The 16,981-nt window shown below is 67.9% G+C and carries 15 protein-coding genes and 1 tRNA gene; 8 read left to right on the top strand and 8 right to left on the bottom strand.

Annotated elements, in window-relative coordinates; all coding sequences use genetic code 11:
- Positions 1-118: 118 nt before the first annotated feature.
- The 3 genes from CIK77_RS02090 (at position 119) to CIK77_RS02080 (ending at position 2,142) form a co-directional block, all read left to right on the top strand.
- Positions 119-1,351 carry a DMT family transporter gene (locus tag CIK77_RS02090; protein WP_170934194.1) on the top strand — a complete coding sequence of 411 codons (1,233 nt, stop codon included), beginning with the start codon at positions 119-121 and terminating at the stop codon, positions 1,349-1,351.
- A gap of 15 nt (positions 1,352-1,366) precedes the next feature.
- A tRNA-Ile gene (locus CIK77_RS02085) sits at positions 1,367-1,444 on the top strand.
- 194 nt (positions 1,445-1,638) lie between these two features.
- Positions 1,639-2,142, top strand: a complete 504-nt coding sequence (locus tag CIK77_RS02080; protein WP_087055362.1) for a DUF3145 domain-containing protein — start codon at positions 1,639-1,641, stop codon at positions 2,140-2,142.
- Between the two features lie 101 nt (positions 2,143-2,243).
- Here CIK77_RS02080 and CIK77_RS02075 read toward each other — a convergent pair whose 3' ends face one another.
- The 6 genes from CIK77_RS02075 to aceE all read right to left on the bottom strand — a co-directional run bounded on the left by CIK77_RS02075 (position 2,244) and on the right by aceE (position 9,887).
- Positions 2,244-3,485, bottom strand: coding sequence for a beta-ketoacyl-[acyl-carrier-protein] synthase family protein (locus CIK77_RS02075; RefSeq protein ID WP_087055363.1), 1,242 nt, complete (start codon positions 3,483-3,485; stop codon positions 2,244-2,246).
- 82 nt (positions 3,486-3,567) lie between these two features.
- Positions 3,568-3,813, bottom strand: a complete 246-nt coding sequence (locus tag CIK77_RS02070; RefSeq protein WP_087055364.1) for an acyl carrier protein — start codon at positions 3,811-3,813, stop codon at positions 3,568-3,570.
- A 72-nt stretch (positions 3,814-3,885) separates the two neighbouring features.
- The gene (locus CIK77_RS02065) at positions 3,886-4,887 is read right to left on the bottom strand and encodes a beta-ketoacyl-ACP synthase III (RefSeq protein ID WP_087055365.1); all 1,002 of its coding nucleotides are present in this window, start codon (positions 4,885-4,887) and stop codon (positions 3,886-3,888) included.
- A gap of 15 nt (positions 4,888-4,902) precedes the next feature.
- Positions 4,903-5,814, bottom strand: a complete 912-nt coding sequence (locus tag CIK77_RS02060) for an ACP S-malonyltransferase (RefSeq protein ID WP_087055366.1) — start codon at positions 5,812-5,814, stop codon at positions 4,903-4,905.
- Positions 5,815-5,926: 112 nt separating this feature from the next.
- On the bottom strand, positions 5,927-7,165 hold the full coding sequence (locus tag CIK77_RS02055; RefSeq protein WP_249268622.1) for a PucR family transcriptional regulator: 1,239 nt from the start codon (positions 7,163-7,165) through the stop codon (positions 5,927-5,929).
- Entirely contained in the window at positions 7,158-9,887 is a 2,730-nt protein-coding gene (gene aceE, locus CIK77_RS02050; protein ID WP_087055367.1) for a pyruvate dehydrogenase (acetyl-transferring), homodimeric type, read from the bottom strand. The genes CIK77_RS02055 and aceE overlap by 8 nt, the downstream gene beginning before the upstream one ends.
- 225 nt (positions 9,888-10,112) lie before the next feature.
- Between aceE and CIK77_RS02045 the strand changes: the two genes are divergently transcribed.
- Positions 10,113-10,601, top strand: coding sequence for a DUF6630 family protein (locus CIK77_RS02045; RefSeq protein ID WP_087055368.1), 489 nt, complete (start codon positions 10,113-10,115; stop codon positions 10,599-10,601).
- On the opposite strand, the gene CIK77_RS02040 is transcribed toward CIK77_RS02045, so the two are convergent.
- Together CIK77_RS02040 and CIK77_RS02035 are read right to left on the bottom strand one after the other, a co-directional pair.
- The gene (locus CIK77_RS02040) at positions 10,592-11,344 is read right to left on the bottom strand and encodes a response regulator (RefSeq protein ID WP_087055369.1); all 753 of its coding nucleotides are present in this window, start codon (positions 11,342-11,344) and stop codon (positions 10,592-10,594) included. The genes CIK77_RS02045 and CIK77_RS02040 overlap by 10 nt on opposite strands.
- Positions 11,341-12,552, bottom strand: coding sequence for an ATP-binding protein (locus CIK77_RS02035; RefSeq protein ID WP_087055370.1), 1,212 nt, complete (start codon positions 12,550-12,552; stop codon positions 11,341-11,343). The genes CIK77_RS02040 and CIK77_RS02035 overlap by 4 nt, the downstream gene beginning before the upstream one ends.
- A gap of 216 nt (positions 12,553-12,768) precedes the next feature.
- Between CIK77_RS02035 and CIK77_RS02030 the strand changes: the two genes are divergently transcribed.
- The 4 genes from CIK77_RS02030 (at position 12,769) to CIK77_RS02015 (ending at position 16,936) form a co-directional block, all read left to right on the top strand.
- Positions 12,769-13,803: a Bug family tripartite tricarboxylate transporter substrate binding protein gene (locus CIK77_RS02030; RefSeq protein WP_087055371.1), complete on the top strand. Its 1,035-nt coding sequence runs from the start codon at positions 12,769-12,771 to the stop codon at positions 13,801-13,803.
- Positions 13,800-14,384 carry a tripartite tricarboxylate transporter TctB family protein gene (locus CIK77_RS02025; RefSeq protein WP_170934155.1) on the top strand — a complete coding sequence of 195 codons (585 nt, stop codon included), beginning with the start codon at positions 13,800-13,802 and terminating at the stop codon, positions 14,382-14,384. Before CIK77_RS02030 ends, CIK77_RS02025 begins: the two co-directional genes overlap by 4 nt.
- Position 14,385: 1 nt before the next feature.
- On the top strand, positions 14,386-15,897 hold the full coding sequence (locus CIK77_RS02020; protein WP_087055372.1) for a tripartite tricarboxylate transporter permease: 1,512 nt from the start codon (positions 14,386-14,388) through the stop codon (positions 15,895-15,897).
- Positions 15,898-15,958: 61 nt separating this feature from the next.
- A complete protein-coding gene (locus CIK77_RS02015; protein ID WP_087055373.1) occupies positions 15,959-16,936 on the top strand; it encodes an aldo/keto reductase in 978 nt (325 codons plus the stop codon).
- Positions 16,937-16,981: the final 45 nt, after the last annotated feature.

Below are 16,981 nucleotides of genomic sequence, written 5' to 3'. Positions count from 1 at the left end.
GCGAACGCCGAACCGTCTCGATTCGGTCACAGCAGCGGGGGAGAACCCCCGTAATCGCGTGGTTTCCTGCGTGCTGGCGCCTGCTGTGCAGGAGCGCGCATTAGGCTCGGTTTCCGTGATGTGGGGCATGGAGGTCAACGATCCCGGCGAGCAGCTCGTCGGGTTCCTGGACAACCCCGGGCTGCTTCTCGGCATTCCGCTTGCGCTGGCCGGAGCCGTTTTCATGTCGCTCGGCGCGCAGTACCAGAGCCGCGGCGTCCGGAAGGTCGAGCGGATCTCCGGCGAGACCGGTGAACAGGGGCTCGGGATCTCGCATTTCCTGCGCCTGCTGCGTCGTCCGTCGTGGATCGTCGGCACGCTCCTGCTGGGCGTCGCCGTCCTCTGCCAGCTCAGCGCTCTCTCCGTTGCTCCGCTCGTCGTGGTGCAGCCACTCGGCGCCGTCTCCCTGGTGATCACGACCCTGCTCAATGCGCAGATGACGGGCCACATGCCGACCAAGCGGTCGATGACCGCGATCGGCCTGTGCGTCGGCGGCATCTTCGTCTTCGTCATCATCGCGGCGCTGTTCGCAACCGAGCGACCGGTCACCGACTACGAGCTGCTCACGGTGCTCGCGATCCTGCTCATGGTGGCCATCGCACTCGGAACGGCATGGCTGGCGCTGCGGAGACGACTGTCCGCGCTGTTCTACATCACCGCAGGCGGCATGCTCTACGGCTTCGTCGCCACATTCGCGAAGATCATCATCCTCCGCGTGCAGAGCGGGAACTTCGGCTGGGTGTCCATCACCTGCGCGGTCGCATTGGTCGCCGCGGCCGTCGTCGGCGGGTACTTCGTGCAGACCGCGTACTCCTCGGGGCCGCCTGACCTGGTCATCGCCGGGCTCACCGTGATCGACCCGATCATCGCCGTGCTCATCGGTGCGCTGGTGCTGGGGGAGACGGCGCACGCGCCGATGTGGGCCGTCATCGTGTTCCTGCTGATGGGCGGCGTCGCCGCCGTCGGGGTGTTCCTGCTCGCCAGACACCACCCCCAGGTGATCAGCGAGTCGCAGCAGCTGAACATCGCGCGCGGCGGCGACCCGCGTCTCGATCGGACGGCCACGGACGCACGCCGCGGGGCGCCGCGCTCATCCAACGAACCGTTCGAACAGGATTCCGCAGTGATTCGGGATCAGCCGCTCACGCGCGATCCGGATTCTTCGCATTCACCGTCGACGCCGCTCGACGACCTGCGCGCGCTGCGCGACCCCGATGATCTGCTTCAGCGCCGCAACCCGCCGCAGGACGGATCGCCGAAGCGCGGCGGGACCGCCCCGCCGCCGCGCGGCACCGACGACACCTCGCGATAAGCTGTGAACCGACAGGGGGCCGTAGCCAAGATGGTCAAGGCAGCGAGCTCATAACTCGACGATCCGTGGGTTCAAGTCCCACCGGCCCCACCAAGTGCAGGCTCTGATCGACGCACGATCTGCTGAGTCACGACGCGCCCGAATGACACGCTTGTGATTTCGGTGCCGAAGGTGTGATAATCGAACCGCAATCGAATACGCAGTCCGCCGGTTCTCCGGTCGGGTTCATGACAGGTCGTAGGGGAAGACGCACCTGACACACGAACCAGACGAAAACGGAGAAGATCATGGCGACACCACATGCGCGCGGAGTGATCTACATCCACTCCGCGCCGAAAGCGCTCTGCTCACACCTGGAGTGGGCGGTCGGCCGTTCGCTCGGCCGGGCCGTGAACTTCGAGTGGGCGGAGCAGTCGGTTATGCCCGGTGCTCGGCGTGCCGAGTTCTACTGGGAGGCTCCGGCGGGAACCGGCGCCGCTCTGGCGACCGCGATTCGCGGCTGGGAGCATCTGCGATTCGAGGTGACGGAGGATCCGACGCCTCGCAGCGACGGCGGCCGTTGGATGCACACCCCGGATCTCGGCATCCACTACTCCCAGATGGACACTGTCGGCAATGTCGTGATCCCGGAGGATCGCGTGCGCTACGCCATGGAAGTCGCCTCAGGTGATGCGTTCGAGCTGCAGCGTGAGCTCGACATCGCGTTGGGCTCCGCGTGGGACGACGAGCTGGAGCCCTTCCGGCACGCCTCTGACGATGCCGCCGTGGTCTGGCTCCACAAGGTCGGCTGACCGACCCTCAGGCAGTCATCTGTGATCCGTCGGCGGACACAAAGACTTGCGGCCGCCCGGTCGAAGGATCCTGGGCGGCCGCAGTACGTCGTCGTCAGCCGTCAGCCGTCATAGCTGACGAAGGCCACGACGGCGTTGTGCCCGCCGAAGCCGAACGAGTTGCTGATCGCGATCTGCGGACCGTCACCGAGCGGCTGCGCCTCACCAGACAGCTTGAATGGAACGTCCGGATCCTGTTCCGTCATGTTGATCGTCGGCGGGGCGACGCGGTCGCGCAGCGCGAGCACCGTGAACACGGCTTCCAGCGCACCGGTTCCGCCGAGCAGATGCCCTGTCGACGCCTTGGTCGCCGACACCGGGATGTCGTCGACCCTGTCGCCGAACACGCTCTTCAAAGCCATGTACTCGTTCGGGTCACCGACCGGGGTGGACGTGGCGTGGGCATTGATGTGCGTCACCTCGTCCGGCGTCGCACCGGCCTGCGCCAGCGCCTGCTCCACGGCGCGGGCTGCGCCCGTGCCCTCCGGGTCGTTGCCCGTGATGTGGTACGAATCCGCGGTCACGCCGCCGCCCACGAGGTAGGCGTAGATCTTCGCGCCGCGCGCCTTGGCGTGCTCCTCGGTCTCGAGCACGAGCGCGGCTCCGCCCTCGCCCATCACGAAGCCGTCGCGGTCGATCGCCCCGGGACGCGATGCACCCTCCGGATCGTCGTTGCGACGCGACAGCGCCTGTGCGGATGCGAACGATGCCATCGTGATCGGGTGGATCGCGGATTCCGCGCCGCCGGCGATCACGACATCGGCGAGTCCGTCCTGCAGGTGCTCGTACGCGTTCCCGATCGATTCCGTGCTGGAGGCGCAGGCGCTGACCACAGTACGGGCGAAGGCCTTCGCGCCGAACTGCAGCGAGAGATTGCCTGCACCCGCGTTGGGCATGAGCATCGGCACGGTGAGAGGCATCACCCGCCTCGGGCCCTTCTCGCGCAGCGTGTCCCAGGCGTCCAGCAGCGTCCATACGCCGCCGATGCCCGTCGCCCAGTCCACGCCGAGCCGCTCGGGGGCGACGTCCGGGGCACCGGCGTCCTCCCACGCCTCGCGGGCGGCGATGAGGGCGAACTGCGTCGACGGATCGAGACGCTTCGCCTCGTGGCGGGGCAGCACTTCCGAGGGACGAACGGACGCCTCAGCGGCGAACGTCACCGGGATCTGATACTGCTCGATCCACTCGTGGGGCAGAGTGTGCGCTCCTGGCGTTCCTGCGAGCAGGTTCTTCCAGTTGTCCTGCACGGTGCCGCCGAGCGCCGAGGTGGCTCCGATTCCGGTAACGACAATGCGCTTGGTCATGGTTGGTTCCTTGATCCGGGCTTGAGTGTTGCTCGGGAGAGTGACGTGGTGCCGCGCGCCGTGCACACGGCACCACGCACCATCACTGGTTGTTGGTGATGTAGTCGACCGCGTTCTTCACGGTCTTGAGGTTCTTGACCTCGTCGTCCGGAATGGTCACGCCGAACTTCTCCTCCGCGTTGACGACGATCGTCATCATCGAGATCGAGTCGATGTCGAGATCGTCAGTGAACGACTTCTCGAGCGCCACCTCCGATGCGTCGATGCCGGTCTCGTCGGTGATCAGCTCAGCAAGGCCCTCGAGGACCTCGTCGTTCGTGAATGCCATGGGTTTCTCCTTAGTCGAAGGGATTATTCGGGTCTCAGAACCGGGATCAATTCTATGAGTGATCGTGCTCGATCACGGGAGCACGACCACCTGCGCGGCGAAAACGAGGCCGGCGCCGAAGCCGATCTGCAGTGCGAGGCCGCCGCTGAGCTCCGGCCGCTCCTCGAGAAGCCGGTGCGCGGCGAGCGGAATCGACGCGGCTGAGGTGTTGCCCGTCGTCGTGATGTCATCCGCAATCGCGACCGTGTCGGGCAGGCCGAGCTGCTTCGCGAACTCGCTCACGATGCGCATGTTGGCCTGGTGCGGCACGAAGGCAGAAAGATCTTCGGCCTTCACGCCCGCCTCGTCGAGCGTCTTCTGGGCGACCTTGACCATGTCCCACACGGCCCAACGGAAGACGGACGGACCCTCCTGGCGCAGCGTCGGCCACTCCGCCTCGCCGTCGCGGAACTGCGTCAGTGTCGCGTTCATGCCGACGAGGTCGGCCTTGGAGCCGTCAGAGCCCCACTGCGTCTTGGAGACGCCCGGCGTGTCGCTCGGGCCGAGCACGGCGGCGCCGGCGCCGTCGCCCAACAGGAACGAGATGCTGCGATCGGTCGGGTCGATGACGTCGCTGAGCTTCTCGGCCCCGACGACGACCACGAAGCGCGCTCCGCCCGACCGGATGAGGGCATCTGCCTGCGCGATCCCATAGCAGTATCCGGCGCAGGCGGCGTTGAGATCGAAAGCGGCGGCCGGCGTCGACCCGATGCGGTCTGCGACGATCGCCGATACGGAAGGAGTCTGCTGCGGGTTGCTGATCGTCGCGACGATCACCGCGTCGATCTCCGTCGGGTCGACACCGGACTTCCGAATCGCCTCAGTCGCGGCGTCGACGGCGAGGTCGACAGCTGACGTCGATTTGTCGGCCCGCACGCGTGTGATCACACCCGTGCGCTTCTGGATCCACTCGTCGCTGGAGTCGATCGGTTCGATGATGTCCGCGTTCGGCACGATGTTCTCGCCGCGCGCGGCGCCCATCGCGTAGATCCGCGAATGGGCGGCGCCGGTCGCTTCGGTGATTGTGGCAGTCATTCTGGGTCTTTCTGCTCAGGCGGCGAGAAGCTCGCGTGCGGCGGCGAGATCATCCGGGGTCTTGACCGCGACGCTGGGCACGCCGCGGAGTCCGCGCTTGGCGAGGCCGACGAGCGCGCCGGCAGGTGCGAGCTCGATGATGCCCGTGATGCCGCGTTCGACGAAATCGGCCATGGTGAGATCCCAGCGCACCGGGTTCGAGATCTGGTGCACGATCAGGTCGAGTGCGCGCGCTCCCGTCTCGACCGGCTTGCCGTCGCTGTTGCTCCACAGCGTGAGCGACGGGGGCTTCACGTCTGCGACACCGTCGACGGCCGAGCGCAGCTCGTCCCGCGCGGAGGCCATGTAGCGCGTGTGGAAGGCACCGGCAACCTGCAGTGGGATCACGCGTGCGCCGCGCGGAGCGTTCTCGCCGAGGGAGACGAGGTTCTCCTTCGCACCGGCGGCGACGATCTGGCCGCCGCCGTTGAAATTGGCTGGCTCCAGGTCGTTGTCCGCGATCGCCTGCAGCACCTGCTCCTCGACGCCGCCCACAACGGCGCTCATTCCGGTCTCGACTCGTGCCGCGGCCTCGGCCATCGCACGACCGCGCGCTCCGACGATGCGCACGGCCTCATCCTGGGAGATCACGCCGGTCGCACCGAGCGCGGCGAGCTCACCGACCGAATGGCCGGCGACTCCCGCCGGGGGAGTGGCCTCGGCGGTCAGAGCGTTCCACGACACCAGGCTCGCCGCCACGATCAGCGGCTGCGCGACGCGGGTGTCACGGATCTGGTCCGCGTCCCACTCCGTGCCTGCGGCGAGCAGATCAACGCCTGCGGCTTCGCTGAAGGCGGCGATGCTTTCGCGCGCGCCCTCCAGTTCGAGCCAAGGGGCGAGGAATCCGGGCGTCTGGGAGCCCTGTCCAGGGCATGCGACAACAATCACCCGTCAAGTCTGCCAAGCCGGAGGCGCAACCCTGTGGAGGCTCTCGAACAACAATCGGATGTTCCGTTGTGCCTGTCGCACAGTTGCGCGTGCCTCCCGTCGCATACGGAGACTATCGAGCACGACGCGGCGAGCCCGCACGACGCCGTGCGAAGGCATCGCCCGAACCCATGGAGCCCAGGATGAGCGAGGTCTGCAGGATGAGCGCCTCCCGCGCTCCCTGTGCGTCCCATCCGATCACGTCGCCCACCTTCTTGAGTCGGTAGCGCACCGTGTTCGGGTGCACGAACAGCTCGCGGGCGGTGGCTTCGAGGGAGCGGCCGTTGTCGAGGTAGGCCCACAGCGTGGTCACGAGATCCGTCGAGTGGTCCGCGAGCGGCTGGTACACGCGTTCGACCAGGGTGCGTTTGGCGAGCGGGTCGCCCGCGAGCGCGCGTTCCGGCAGCAGATCGTCGGCTTCGACGGGGCGGGGTGCCTTCCGCCACGCTCGCGCCACGGCGAAGCCGGCCAGGGCGGCACGGGCGCTGAGGCTCGCGTCCACGAGCGCATCGACGGCCGGTCCGAGAACGAGATGCCCCTCGCCGAAATACGGCTCGAGCCCGAGCGCGATCTGCGGGAACGGCAGCTCCGCCTTCTCCTCCTGCCGAGGGCCGGCATGCGCACGACCGAGCACCAGTACGAGTCGGGATCCCTGCACCCCGATCAGCACATCGACGCCGAGCTTTCGCGCCGACCGGCGGACCTGATCGACGTCGAATCCGCGCGAGACCGTGCCGACCAGCACGCACGATTCGCCGTGGCCGTGCCAGCCGAGCGCCGCGATGCGGCTGGGGAGCTCCTCATCGCTTTCGCCCGTGAGGATCGAGTCGACGACGAGCGCTTCGAGCCTGGCGTCCCACAGACCGCGCGATTCAGCTGCACGCGCGTACACGTCGGCTGCGGTGAACGCGACTTCGCGGGAGTACAGCAGCATGGCTTCGCGCAGCTGTTCGCTCTTGCTCGCCACGCGCTCTTCGACGACCTCGACCGTCAGGCGGACCAGCTGCAGCGTCTGCTGCAGGCTGACGCTTCGCAGCAGTTCGCGCGGTGCCGCAGCGAAGATGTCGGCCGCGACAGAGGGCGTCGAGGTCGGGTCGTCGTACCACTGGATGAATGACGAGATGCCCGCCTGCGCGACCAGCCCCACAGCGGAGCGGCGCGAGGCGGGCATGTCGACGAACCACGGAAGCTGCTCCTCGAGCCGCTTCGTGGTGGCGGTGGCGAGGTCGCCGGAGATGCGCCGCAGCCACGAGAGCGTGGCCGCTTTGTCCATCCCGACGGTCCCGCCGCCGTGCGGGGCCTGCTCAGGCATCCCCGCCCGCGTTGCCGGAGGTTCCGGCAGTGACATCGAGCAGGCGATACTTCTCGATCGCCTGCGCGACGACACCCTCGTCGACCTTGCCCTGCTCCGCCAGCATCTGCAGCGCCTTCACGACCATCGACGGACCGTCGATGGTGAAGAAACGGCGCGCGGCCTGACGGGTGTCGCTGAAGCCGAAGCCGTCCGCACCGAGGGTGCCGTACGGGCCGGGGACCCACGCCCGGATCTGATCCTGCACGGCGTGCATGTAGTCGCTCGTCGCGACGAAGGGCTGTCCCTCGGCGTGGGCGAGCTTATCGGTGACGTAGGCGGTGCGCGGGGTCTCGTCGGGGTGGAGCATGTTGTGCTCGTCGGCGTCGAGGCCGTCGCGACGCAGCTCGGTCCAGCTGGTCACCGACCACACGTCGGCGGTGACGCCCCAGTCGTCGCTGAGGAGCTTCTGGGCTTCGAGCGCCCACGGCACGCCGACTCCTGAGGCGAGCAGCTGCACCTTCTCGCCTGCGCCCTGCCCCTCCGACACACGGTGAAGACCCTTCACGATCCCCTCGACGTCGACGCCCTCCGGCTCTGCCGGCTGGACCATCGGCTCGTTGTACACCGTCAGGTAGTACATGACGTGCGGGTCGGCGTGCTCGCCGCCGTACATCCGCTCGATGCCGGACTGCACGATGTGCGAGACCTCGTAACCGTACGCCGGGTCGTAGGAGACGACTGCCGGGTTCGTGGAAGCGAGCAGGTGCGAGTGGCCGTCCATGTGCTGGGTGCCTTCACCCGTCAGCGTCGTCCGCCCCGCGGTCGCGCCGATGACGAAGCCCTTCGCCATCTGGTCGCCGGCGGCCCAGAACGCGTCGCCGGTGCGCTGGAAGCCGAACATCGAGTAGAAGATGTAGACCGGGATCAGCGTTTCGCCGTGCGTCGAGTACGACGTGCCCGCGGCCGTGAGCGCAGCGGTCGCGCCGGCCTCGTTGATGCCGACGTGGATCATCTGACCCTGCGGGCTCTCCTTGTAGGCAAGGAGCAGTTCGCGGTCGACCGACATGTAGTTCTGGCCGTGCGGGTTGTAGATCTTCGCCGTCGGGAAGTACGAGTCCATGCCGAACGTGCGCGCCTCATCCGGAATGATCGGGACGATCCGCTCGCCGAAGCCCTTGGTCCTCATGATGTCCTTGAGCATCCGCACGAAGGCCATCGTCGTTGCGACCTCCTGTGTGCCAGAGCCCTTCTTCGGCATCCCGTAGGCCTTCTCCTCCGGCAGGCTCAGCGGCACATTGGTGACGCGGCGCTCTGGCAGGAACCCGCCCAGCTGCTGGCGACGGTCGATCATGTACTTGATCGTCTCGTCAGACTCACCTGGGTGGTAGTACGGCGGACGGTACGGGTCCTCCTCGAGCTGCGCGTCGGTGATGGGGATGTCCATCGTGTCGCGGAACAGCTTGAGGTCGTCGAGGGTCATCTTCTTCATCTGGTGGGTCGCGTTGCGACCCTCGAAGTGCGGCCCGAGACCGTAGCCCTTCACCGTCTTGGCGAGGATGACCGTCGGCTGCCCCTTGTGCTCCATCGCGGCCTTGTACGCCGCGTACACCTTGCGGTAGTCGTGACCGCCGCGCTGCAGCGCCCAGATGTCGTCATCGGAGTAGTCCTTGACGAGCTCGAGCGCGCGCGGGTCGCGGCCGAAGAAGTTGTCACGGACGAACTTGCCGTCTTCGGCCTTGTACGTCTGGAAGTCACCGTCGGGCGTCGTGTTCATCAGGTTCAGCAGCGCACCGGACGTGTCTCGCGCGAACAGGTCGTCCCAGCCGCGGCCCCAGACGAGCTTGATGACGTTCCATCCGGCGCCGCGGAAGAAGCTCTCCAGCTCCTGGATGATCTTGCCGTTGCCTCGCACCGGACCGTCGAGGCGCTGCAGGTTGCAGTTGATCACGAAGGTGAGGTTGTCGAGGCCCTCGTTCGCCGCCACCTGGAGCTGCCCGCGCGACTCGACCTCGTCCATCTCGCCGTCGCCGAGGAAGGCCCACACGTGCGAGTCCGCGACGTCCTTGATGCCGCGGTTGGCGAGGTACTTGTTCGTCATCGACTGGTAGATCGCGTTGATCGGTCCGAGACCCATCGACACAGTCGGGAACTGCCAGAAGTCAGGCAGCATGCGCGGGTGCGGGTAGGACGGAAGCCCGTGCGGTGCGGCGGACTTCTCCTGACGGAACCCGTCGAGCTGCGTCTCCGTGAGACGGCCCTCGAGGAACGCGCGGGCGTACATGCCGGGGGAGGCGTGGCCCTGGTAGAAGATCTGATCGCCGCCCACGGAGTGGTCGAGCCCGCGGAAGAAGTGGTTGTGGCCGACCTCGTACAGCGAAGCGGCAGAGGCGTAGCTGGAGATGTGCCCGCCGACGCCGATGCCCGGACGCTGCGCGCGGTGCACGGTGATCGCGGCGTTCCAGCGCAGCCAGTGGCGGTAGCGCCGCTCGAGGCCCTCATCACCGGGGAACTCGGGCTCGTCCTCAGCCGAGATCGTGTTGACGTAGTCCGTGGTCGGAACCATCGGCACGCCCAGGCGCTTCTCCTTCGAACGCTTCAACAGGCTCAGCATGATCTCGCGGGCGCGCTCCGTGCCCTTGGCCGCGACGAGCTCGTCGAGCGACTGCTGCCACTCGCTGGTCTCTTCGGGATCGCTGTCCTGCGGCCCCTGCGAGTACGGATCCTGATCGTGAACAGCCACCGGATGACCTTTCGTCGTAGCGGCAGTTCATGCCGCGGAGTGATACCGGGGCGCGCGGAAGGTCCGATCCGGACGAGCCCGCACGCTGTCGCATCCAGCCTATCCCCATCCGGAAGTGCTGGTTGAACTCGACAAACCCGATCCGTTGCGGTCGACGAAGCCGAGGTCGGATCACCGCGTGGATGCGGTGCGCATCGGCCACAGGCGGCAGGTACGATGGCCCCGATGAAAGCGGATTGGACGCGGCTGTGCCAGCTGCTCGATGACGACCAGGAACTGCTCGAGGCCGTGGAGCTCGCGGCGGGCGACCCCGACGCATTCCTCGAGGCCCATGGCGACGTGCTGAAGGAGCTGGGCATCACCACCGCCTCGCAGATCGATCCGTGGCTCGCCATGATCGATGCGCTCGACGATGCCGGCGCTCTCGCGTACCTGGAGCGGGATGACGCGGGGGAGGAGCTCGCCGATGCGCTCGCCGGGCTGCCGAGAGTGGTCGGCGCCGACGTGGAGCTCGATGAGGTCTCGGACGTCGAGGACTCGCTCGTCACGGCCGTGGAGGTCGCCGATCGCCTGCTCGCACCGCACGGCCTCCGCGTCGTGTACCTCGACGAGGGCACAGAGGACGTGCCGCTCGTCGTGGTGCCGCTCGCCAACACAGACGAGATCAACCGCGTCGCAGCGCGCCTCGGCCGCACCGCACGCGTCTACGGCTGACGGACATCCGGAGCCGTGGCGAGTCGATACAGCACCTCGGGCCGTCCGCGCCTGCCATAGCGGTGGGCGATATCGGTTCGTCCCTCGGATGCGAGGTGCTCGAGATAGCGTCGCGCGCTCGCTCGCGAGATCGACGCCCGCTCCGCCACCTCGGCGGCAGACGCGGCCGTGACCGGATCGAGCGCGACCAGCACGCGTCTCAGCGTGACCTCGGCGATCCCCTTCGGGAGGGATGAGGGCGAGGCAGGACGCGCGGTCGAGGGCGGAAGCTCCACTCTCCCTGTGCTCAGCAGCTGGTCGATCTCCTGCTGTGCCAGATCGCGCTCGCGCTCACTGCGCGTCTGCGCCTCATGCTGCGGCCGGTGCTCTGCACGGTACCGCCCCAGGCGTTCGGCGAGCGCCTCATATGTGAACGGCTTGATGAGGTAGCCCGCGATCCGGCCCGCGAGCGCCTGCCGCACCGTCACCTGGTCGCGCGATGAGCTGATGATCATCACGTCGGGGGAGCGGCTGCCGAGCGTGCGCAGCCGGTGCAGCACCTCGATGCCGCTGACGTCGGGAAGGCGCAGATCGAGCAGAATCAGGTCGATGCCGCCGTGCGAGCCCAGCTCGATCGCGGATGCGCCAGAGCCGACGGTCGCCGCAACGGTGAAGCCGGGGGCCTCCGAGACGAATCGCGCGTGCAGCGACCGAGCGGCGGCATCATCATCGACGACGAGCACGCGCACCTGTGCATCGCTCACGTGCTGGCCTCCATATCGAATGCGAATCGTGCACCGCCGAGCATGCCGGTCGAGACTTCGACGGTGCCGCGGCGCGCCGCAACCGTGCGACGCACCATGTCGAGTCCGATCCCGCGCCCAGTTCCGGTTCGGTCGGGCTTCGATGAGTATCCCCGTGCGAACATCCGCTCACGCTGCAACTCGCCGATGCCCGGCCCGTCGTCCTCCACGACACCGCTGATGCGTCCGTCGCGCTCGTACAGCTCGCACCTCACCCGCGCGGCGCCGGCCTCGCCGGCGTTCCGGCACAGGTTCGCCAGCACCAGCATCACGGGGTCGTCGATCTCGCCCGTGACGTCGATCACGGTCTCCAACGAAGCGCCGGCCCCACTGAGTTCGGCGCGCAGCGCCTCGATCGTCGCACGCAGCAGCGGAGGGCCTGCGGGTGCGTCATCCTGCACTGCCGTGGACACGCTCGTCGAGCCGTCGATGTAGTCGACGGCCTCGCCTGTGTCACCGTGCGCGACGAGACCGCGCACGACATGCAGACGCGTATCGAACTCGTGGGCCTGCTCGCGCAGCGCCGCGGCGGTGCGTCCGACCTGCGCCAGCTCACGCGCCGCCGCGTCGTGCCTGCGGAGCCGCCCCCTGATGGCGGCGGCCACGGCCGAACTGGCGATCAGCCCCGCCGCAAGCGCCCCTGCCGCCCATGGCAGCAGCTGCCACAGTGCGGTTTCGGCGTCATCCGCCATCCGGGATTCGAGCATGCCAGCCGAGATCGCACCGATGATGTTCCCCTCGGCGTCCAGCACGGGGTTCTTCGCACGCAGCGTGCGACCGATCGTTCCCGTGTCCATCTCGAGCACCCGCTCGCCTGACAGCACAGCGCTGCTGTCGGTGGAGACCGGTCCGCCGCGCTCGGCCGGCTCTGGGTGGGTGATCCGGATGCCATCGGTCGTCATCACGACGACGTAGTCGACGCCTGCGGAGCGTTCGACGATGCTCGCGATCGGCTGCAGCTCGGCCGTCGCCTCCTCTCGTGAAACGGCGCTGTCGAGCACCTGCACGATCTGATCGAGTTCCGCCAGTTCTGAGGACACGTCAGAGACTCGTTCCGCCGTCGCCTCTCGGATGCTGTCGCGCTGCACTGCCATCGCAATCGCCGTCGTCGCACCGACGCACACCAGCACGATCACGCTGGGCAGAACGACCAGTGCGAGGCGCGTCATACGGTATCGCCACGACGTCTCCACAGCGTTCGTCCTTCCGTTCCGAGCATGTTCGACCGTGCGCACTTATGAGCACAAACCGCGCCATGGCTGTGCGCGGCGCTGCGCCTAATGCATGTTAGGTCCTGCACCCCGTCCGCGCAGTGGTCGCTGGACGCTGAGACCCGCCAGCACGGGCCGCGCACGACGAAGACGTCAGCACGAAGGAGTGAGCCCATGTCAGACGCATCGCGTCCTCCGCACGAGGACGATCCCGGTCGACCCACGTCGGCACGCAGACGCACGGTGCTGCGTGCGATCGGCGGAATCGTCGCCGCGGCGACGATCGGCGCGGCGAGCTACGGCTCGATCACCGCTGCGGCATCCGGCGACGATTTCCACGCGTCGATGACGCTCGTCGCACCGGCGGCGGCGGGAGGCGGATGGGACACCCTGGCGCGCGAGCTGCAGCAGGCGCAGAAGGCGAACGGGCTCGTGAACAACGTGCAGGTCGTGAACATGCCGGGCGCCGGCGGCACGATCGGGCTCGGCAACGTCTCGACACTCGAGGGACAGCCGGACAGCCTGCTCGTCGGCGGCACGGGGCTGCTCGCCGCGACGATCCAGTACGGCACCGCGACGACGCTCGACGATGTCACCAACCTGGCCGTGCTGTTCGAAGAGTACGACGTGATCGTCGTTCCTGCGGATTCGCCGCACCAGACGCTCGACGATCTGGTGCAGGCATGGCGGGAGGACCCCGCGTCGATCCCGTGGACCGGCGGCGGGTCGTTCGACCAGCTCGTCGTCACGGACCTCGCCCTCGAAGCGGGTATCGAGCCGGTCGAGACGACCTACATCTCCTCCGACGGCGGAGGCGAGGCCATCCAGGCACTGCTCAACGGCACAGCCGGTGCCGCAACCGGCGGCTACCCCGACAACATCGATCAGATCGAGTCCGGCAGGCTGCGTGCGCTCGCCCTGGTCGCACCGGAGCCGGTCGACGGCATCGACATCCCCACGGCCCGCGAGCAGGGCTACGACATCACGCTGTCGAACTGGCGCAGTCTCTCCGCGCCACCCGGCATCACCGACGACCAGGCGGCCGGTCTGGAGTCGCTGATCGAAGACACGCTCGCGACTGACGAATGGAGCGCAGCCGTCGATCGCTACCACTGGACGCCGCAGGTGCGCACGGGCGACGAACTCGATGCGTTCCTCGACGAGGAGCGCGCCCGGATCGAGCGACTGTACGAGGAGATGGGACTGTGACGTTCTCCGATCGAGGTTCCAACAACCCGACGTCCGTGTCGGCCACGCTCGGGCGCACGTACCGCGGCGGCTCCGGGGAGATCGCGAGGAGCCTGGTGATGCCGGGCCTGTTGGCGCTCTTCGGCTGCTATCTCGTGTTCGGCATCATCACCATGGAGGTGCCGGAGGGCACGGCGTTCCCCGGTCCCGGATTCTTCCCCGGCCTGATCGCGGCCGGGCTGTTCCTCTTCGCCGTCCTGCTCGTCGTAGGCGACCTGCGCAGGCGACGCTCGGCTCCGGCTGACGACGAGGCCGACGAGCCGGATGGAGCTCACGCAGACGATCGTGCCGATGGCCGGCTCTCCTGGTCGTCGCTGGCATGGGTCGTGCTGGGATTCCTCGGGTTCGCTCTCACCCTGAACGTCCTCGGCTGGATCATCGGGGCCGCGCTGCTGTTCTGGTGCGTCGCGCACGGGTTCGGGGAGAAGCGACGCCTGGTCAGCCTGGTCGTCGGACTCACGGCGAGCTCGATCACCTACATCGCCTTCGACATGCTGCTGGGGCTCTCGTTGCCCTCCGGCATCCTCGGTTGGGAGTTCTGAGATGGACACTGTGCAGCTGCTCGGCGAGGGCTTCCTCGGCGCGCTCACCCTTCAGAACCTGCTGTGGGTGCTCTTCGGATGCCTGCTCGGCACCGCAGTCGGTGTGATGCCCGGGCTCGGTTCGTCCATGGCGGTCGCGCTGCTGCTGCCGATCACCTTCGCGCTTGAGCCGACGGCGGCCTTCATCATGTTCGCCGGTGTGTACTTCGGCGGGCTGTTCGGTGACTCGACCATGGGCATCCTGATGAACACGCCCGGTCAGGCATCCGCGATCGCGTCGACCTTCGAGGGCCACAAGATGGCGCTCGACGGCAGAGCGACGCAGGCCCTGGCCACCGCGGCGATCGGCGCGTTCATCGGCGGTTTCGTCGCGTCCATCGCGGTCGTGTTCCTCGCCCCGGTGCTGGCGGATTTCTCGACGCAGTTCGGGCCTGCCGAGTTCTTCGCTCTCGCGGTGTTCGCCTTCGCGGCGACCTCCACGGTCGTCACCGACAACACCGTGAAGGGTCTGGCCTCGCTCTTCCTGGGCCTCGGCATCGCCGTGATCGGCATCGACGGAGTGTCCGGTGCCCCGAGATTCACTCTTGGGTCGCCATACCTGTTCGACGGCGTCTCCCTCGTGACCGTCACTGTTGCGATCCTCGCGCTCGGAGAGGTGATCTTCGTCGCGTCCCTGGCCCGTCACGGCGGCGGCTTGAAGCTCATCCGGCCCAAGGGGAGTCCGTGGCTGTCGCGTCGTGCGATGCGCGAGGCGGCTCCGGCATGGGCACGCGGCACGGCGATCGGGCTGCCGTTCGGCATCGTGCCGGCTGGAGGGTCGGAGATCCCGACCTTCCTCGCCTACGGGCTCGAGAAGCGCCTGGATGCGCGCCGGAAGTCACCGAAGTTCGGGAAGGGCGCTATCCGAGGCCTGGCGGCGCCGGAGGCGGCGGGCAACTCGACGACCGGCATGGCGATGGGCGCGCTGCTCTCGCTCGGACTGCCGATCTCGGCGACCGCCGCGATCATGCTCGCCGCGTTCCGCCAGTACGGGCTGCAGCCGGGGCCGCTGCTGTTCGAGCGCTCGCCTGAATTGGTCTGGTCGCTGCTGGCGAGCTTCTTCATCGCGATGGTCGTGCTGCTCATCCTGAACCTCCCGTTCGCGGCCCTGTGGGCGCGGCTGCTGCTGATTCCGAAGCCGTACCTGTACGCGGGCATCACGATGCTGTGCGCGATGGGCATCTACGCCTCATCCGGTTCGGTGTTCGACCTGCTGATGGTGCTCGGGATCGGTGTGCTCGGGTTCATCATGCGCGCACACGATTTCCCGCTGGCGCCGCTGATCATCGGCATGGTGCTGGGACCGCTCGCCGAGACGAGCCTGCGCGATGCCGCGATGAGCGCCGACGGCGACTTCACGGTGCTCGTCCAGAGCCCGATCGCGCTGGGGCTGTACGGCGTGCTCGTGATCGTGCTGGGCTTCGCCGTCACCAACCGCGTGCTCGCAGGGCGCCGCGCCCGCGTCATGGCCTGACGCGGCTCCGGCCGCCCAGGTGTTCGACGCCGGGCGGCCGGAGCCGCGGTAGCGTGACCTCATGCACTACGCGCCATTGGGAAGAAGCGGTCTCGTCGTCTCGGCTCTCGGAGTGGGGTGCAACGCGTTCGGCCGCCGGATCGACCAGGACGCCGCGGACGATGTCGTCGCCGGCGCGCTCGACAACGGCGTGAACTTCTTCGACACCGCAGACTCGTACGGGGCGGGGGAGTCGGAGACGATGCTCGGCCGCGCACTCGGCGGCCGCCGCGACGAGGTCGTGATCGCCACCAAGTTCGGGATGGACATGGGAGGCATCTACCCCGGTGCCAGGGAGAACCGCGCCAGCCGCGGGTACATCACACGCGCGGTCGAGGGGAGCCTCACGCGCCTCGGGACGGACAGCATCGACCTGTACCAGCTGCACACCCCGGATCGCATCACGCCGATGGAGGAGACCCTCTCGGCGCTGAGCGACCTCGTCAGGGCGGGTAAGGTGCGCTACATCGGGTGCTCGAACCTCGCGTCGTGGGAGGTCGCAGACGCGGCTGCCGTCGCCGACGCGATCGGCGGCGAGCACTTCGTCACCTCGCAGAACGAGTACTCGCTGTACAACCGAAGCGCTGAGGCCGAGCTGGTGCCGGCACTGGAGCACTACGGGATGAGCCTGCTGCCGTACTTCCCGCTCGCGTATGGGCTGCTCACCGGCAAGTATGCGCAGGGCGAGGCGGCGCCTGCAGGGACCAGGCTCGTTACCGAGACCGCGCGCTTCGACGGCGCGAACTGGGACATCGTCGAGGGGGTCCGCACCTTCGCCCGCGAGCGCGGCATCAACATGCTCGACGTCGCGCTCGGCGGCCTGCGCGCGCAGCCCACCGTCGACACCGTCATCGCCGGTGCGACGCGCGGCGAGCAGATCGTCGCGAACGCACGATCGGTGGCGTGGACGCCGAACGAGGAGGACCTCGCAGCGCTCGATGAGATCGTCGCCCCCGGCACGGGCACCGGGTATCTGACGTTCGCGACGCCGCGACGGTAGCGAATCGCGGTCATGTCCTCAGCAGAGCCGACGAGATGAACGCGA

The organism is Microbacterium sp. JB110 (assembly GCF_003335195.1).
Taxonomy (GTDB): Bacteria; Actinomycetota; Actinomycetes; order Actinomycetales; family Microbacteriaceae; genus Microbacterium.
This window is presented reverse-complemented; position numbering and strand designations above follow the sequence as displayed.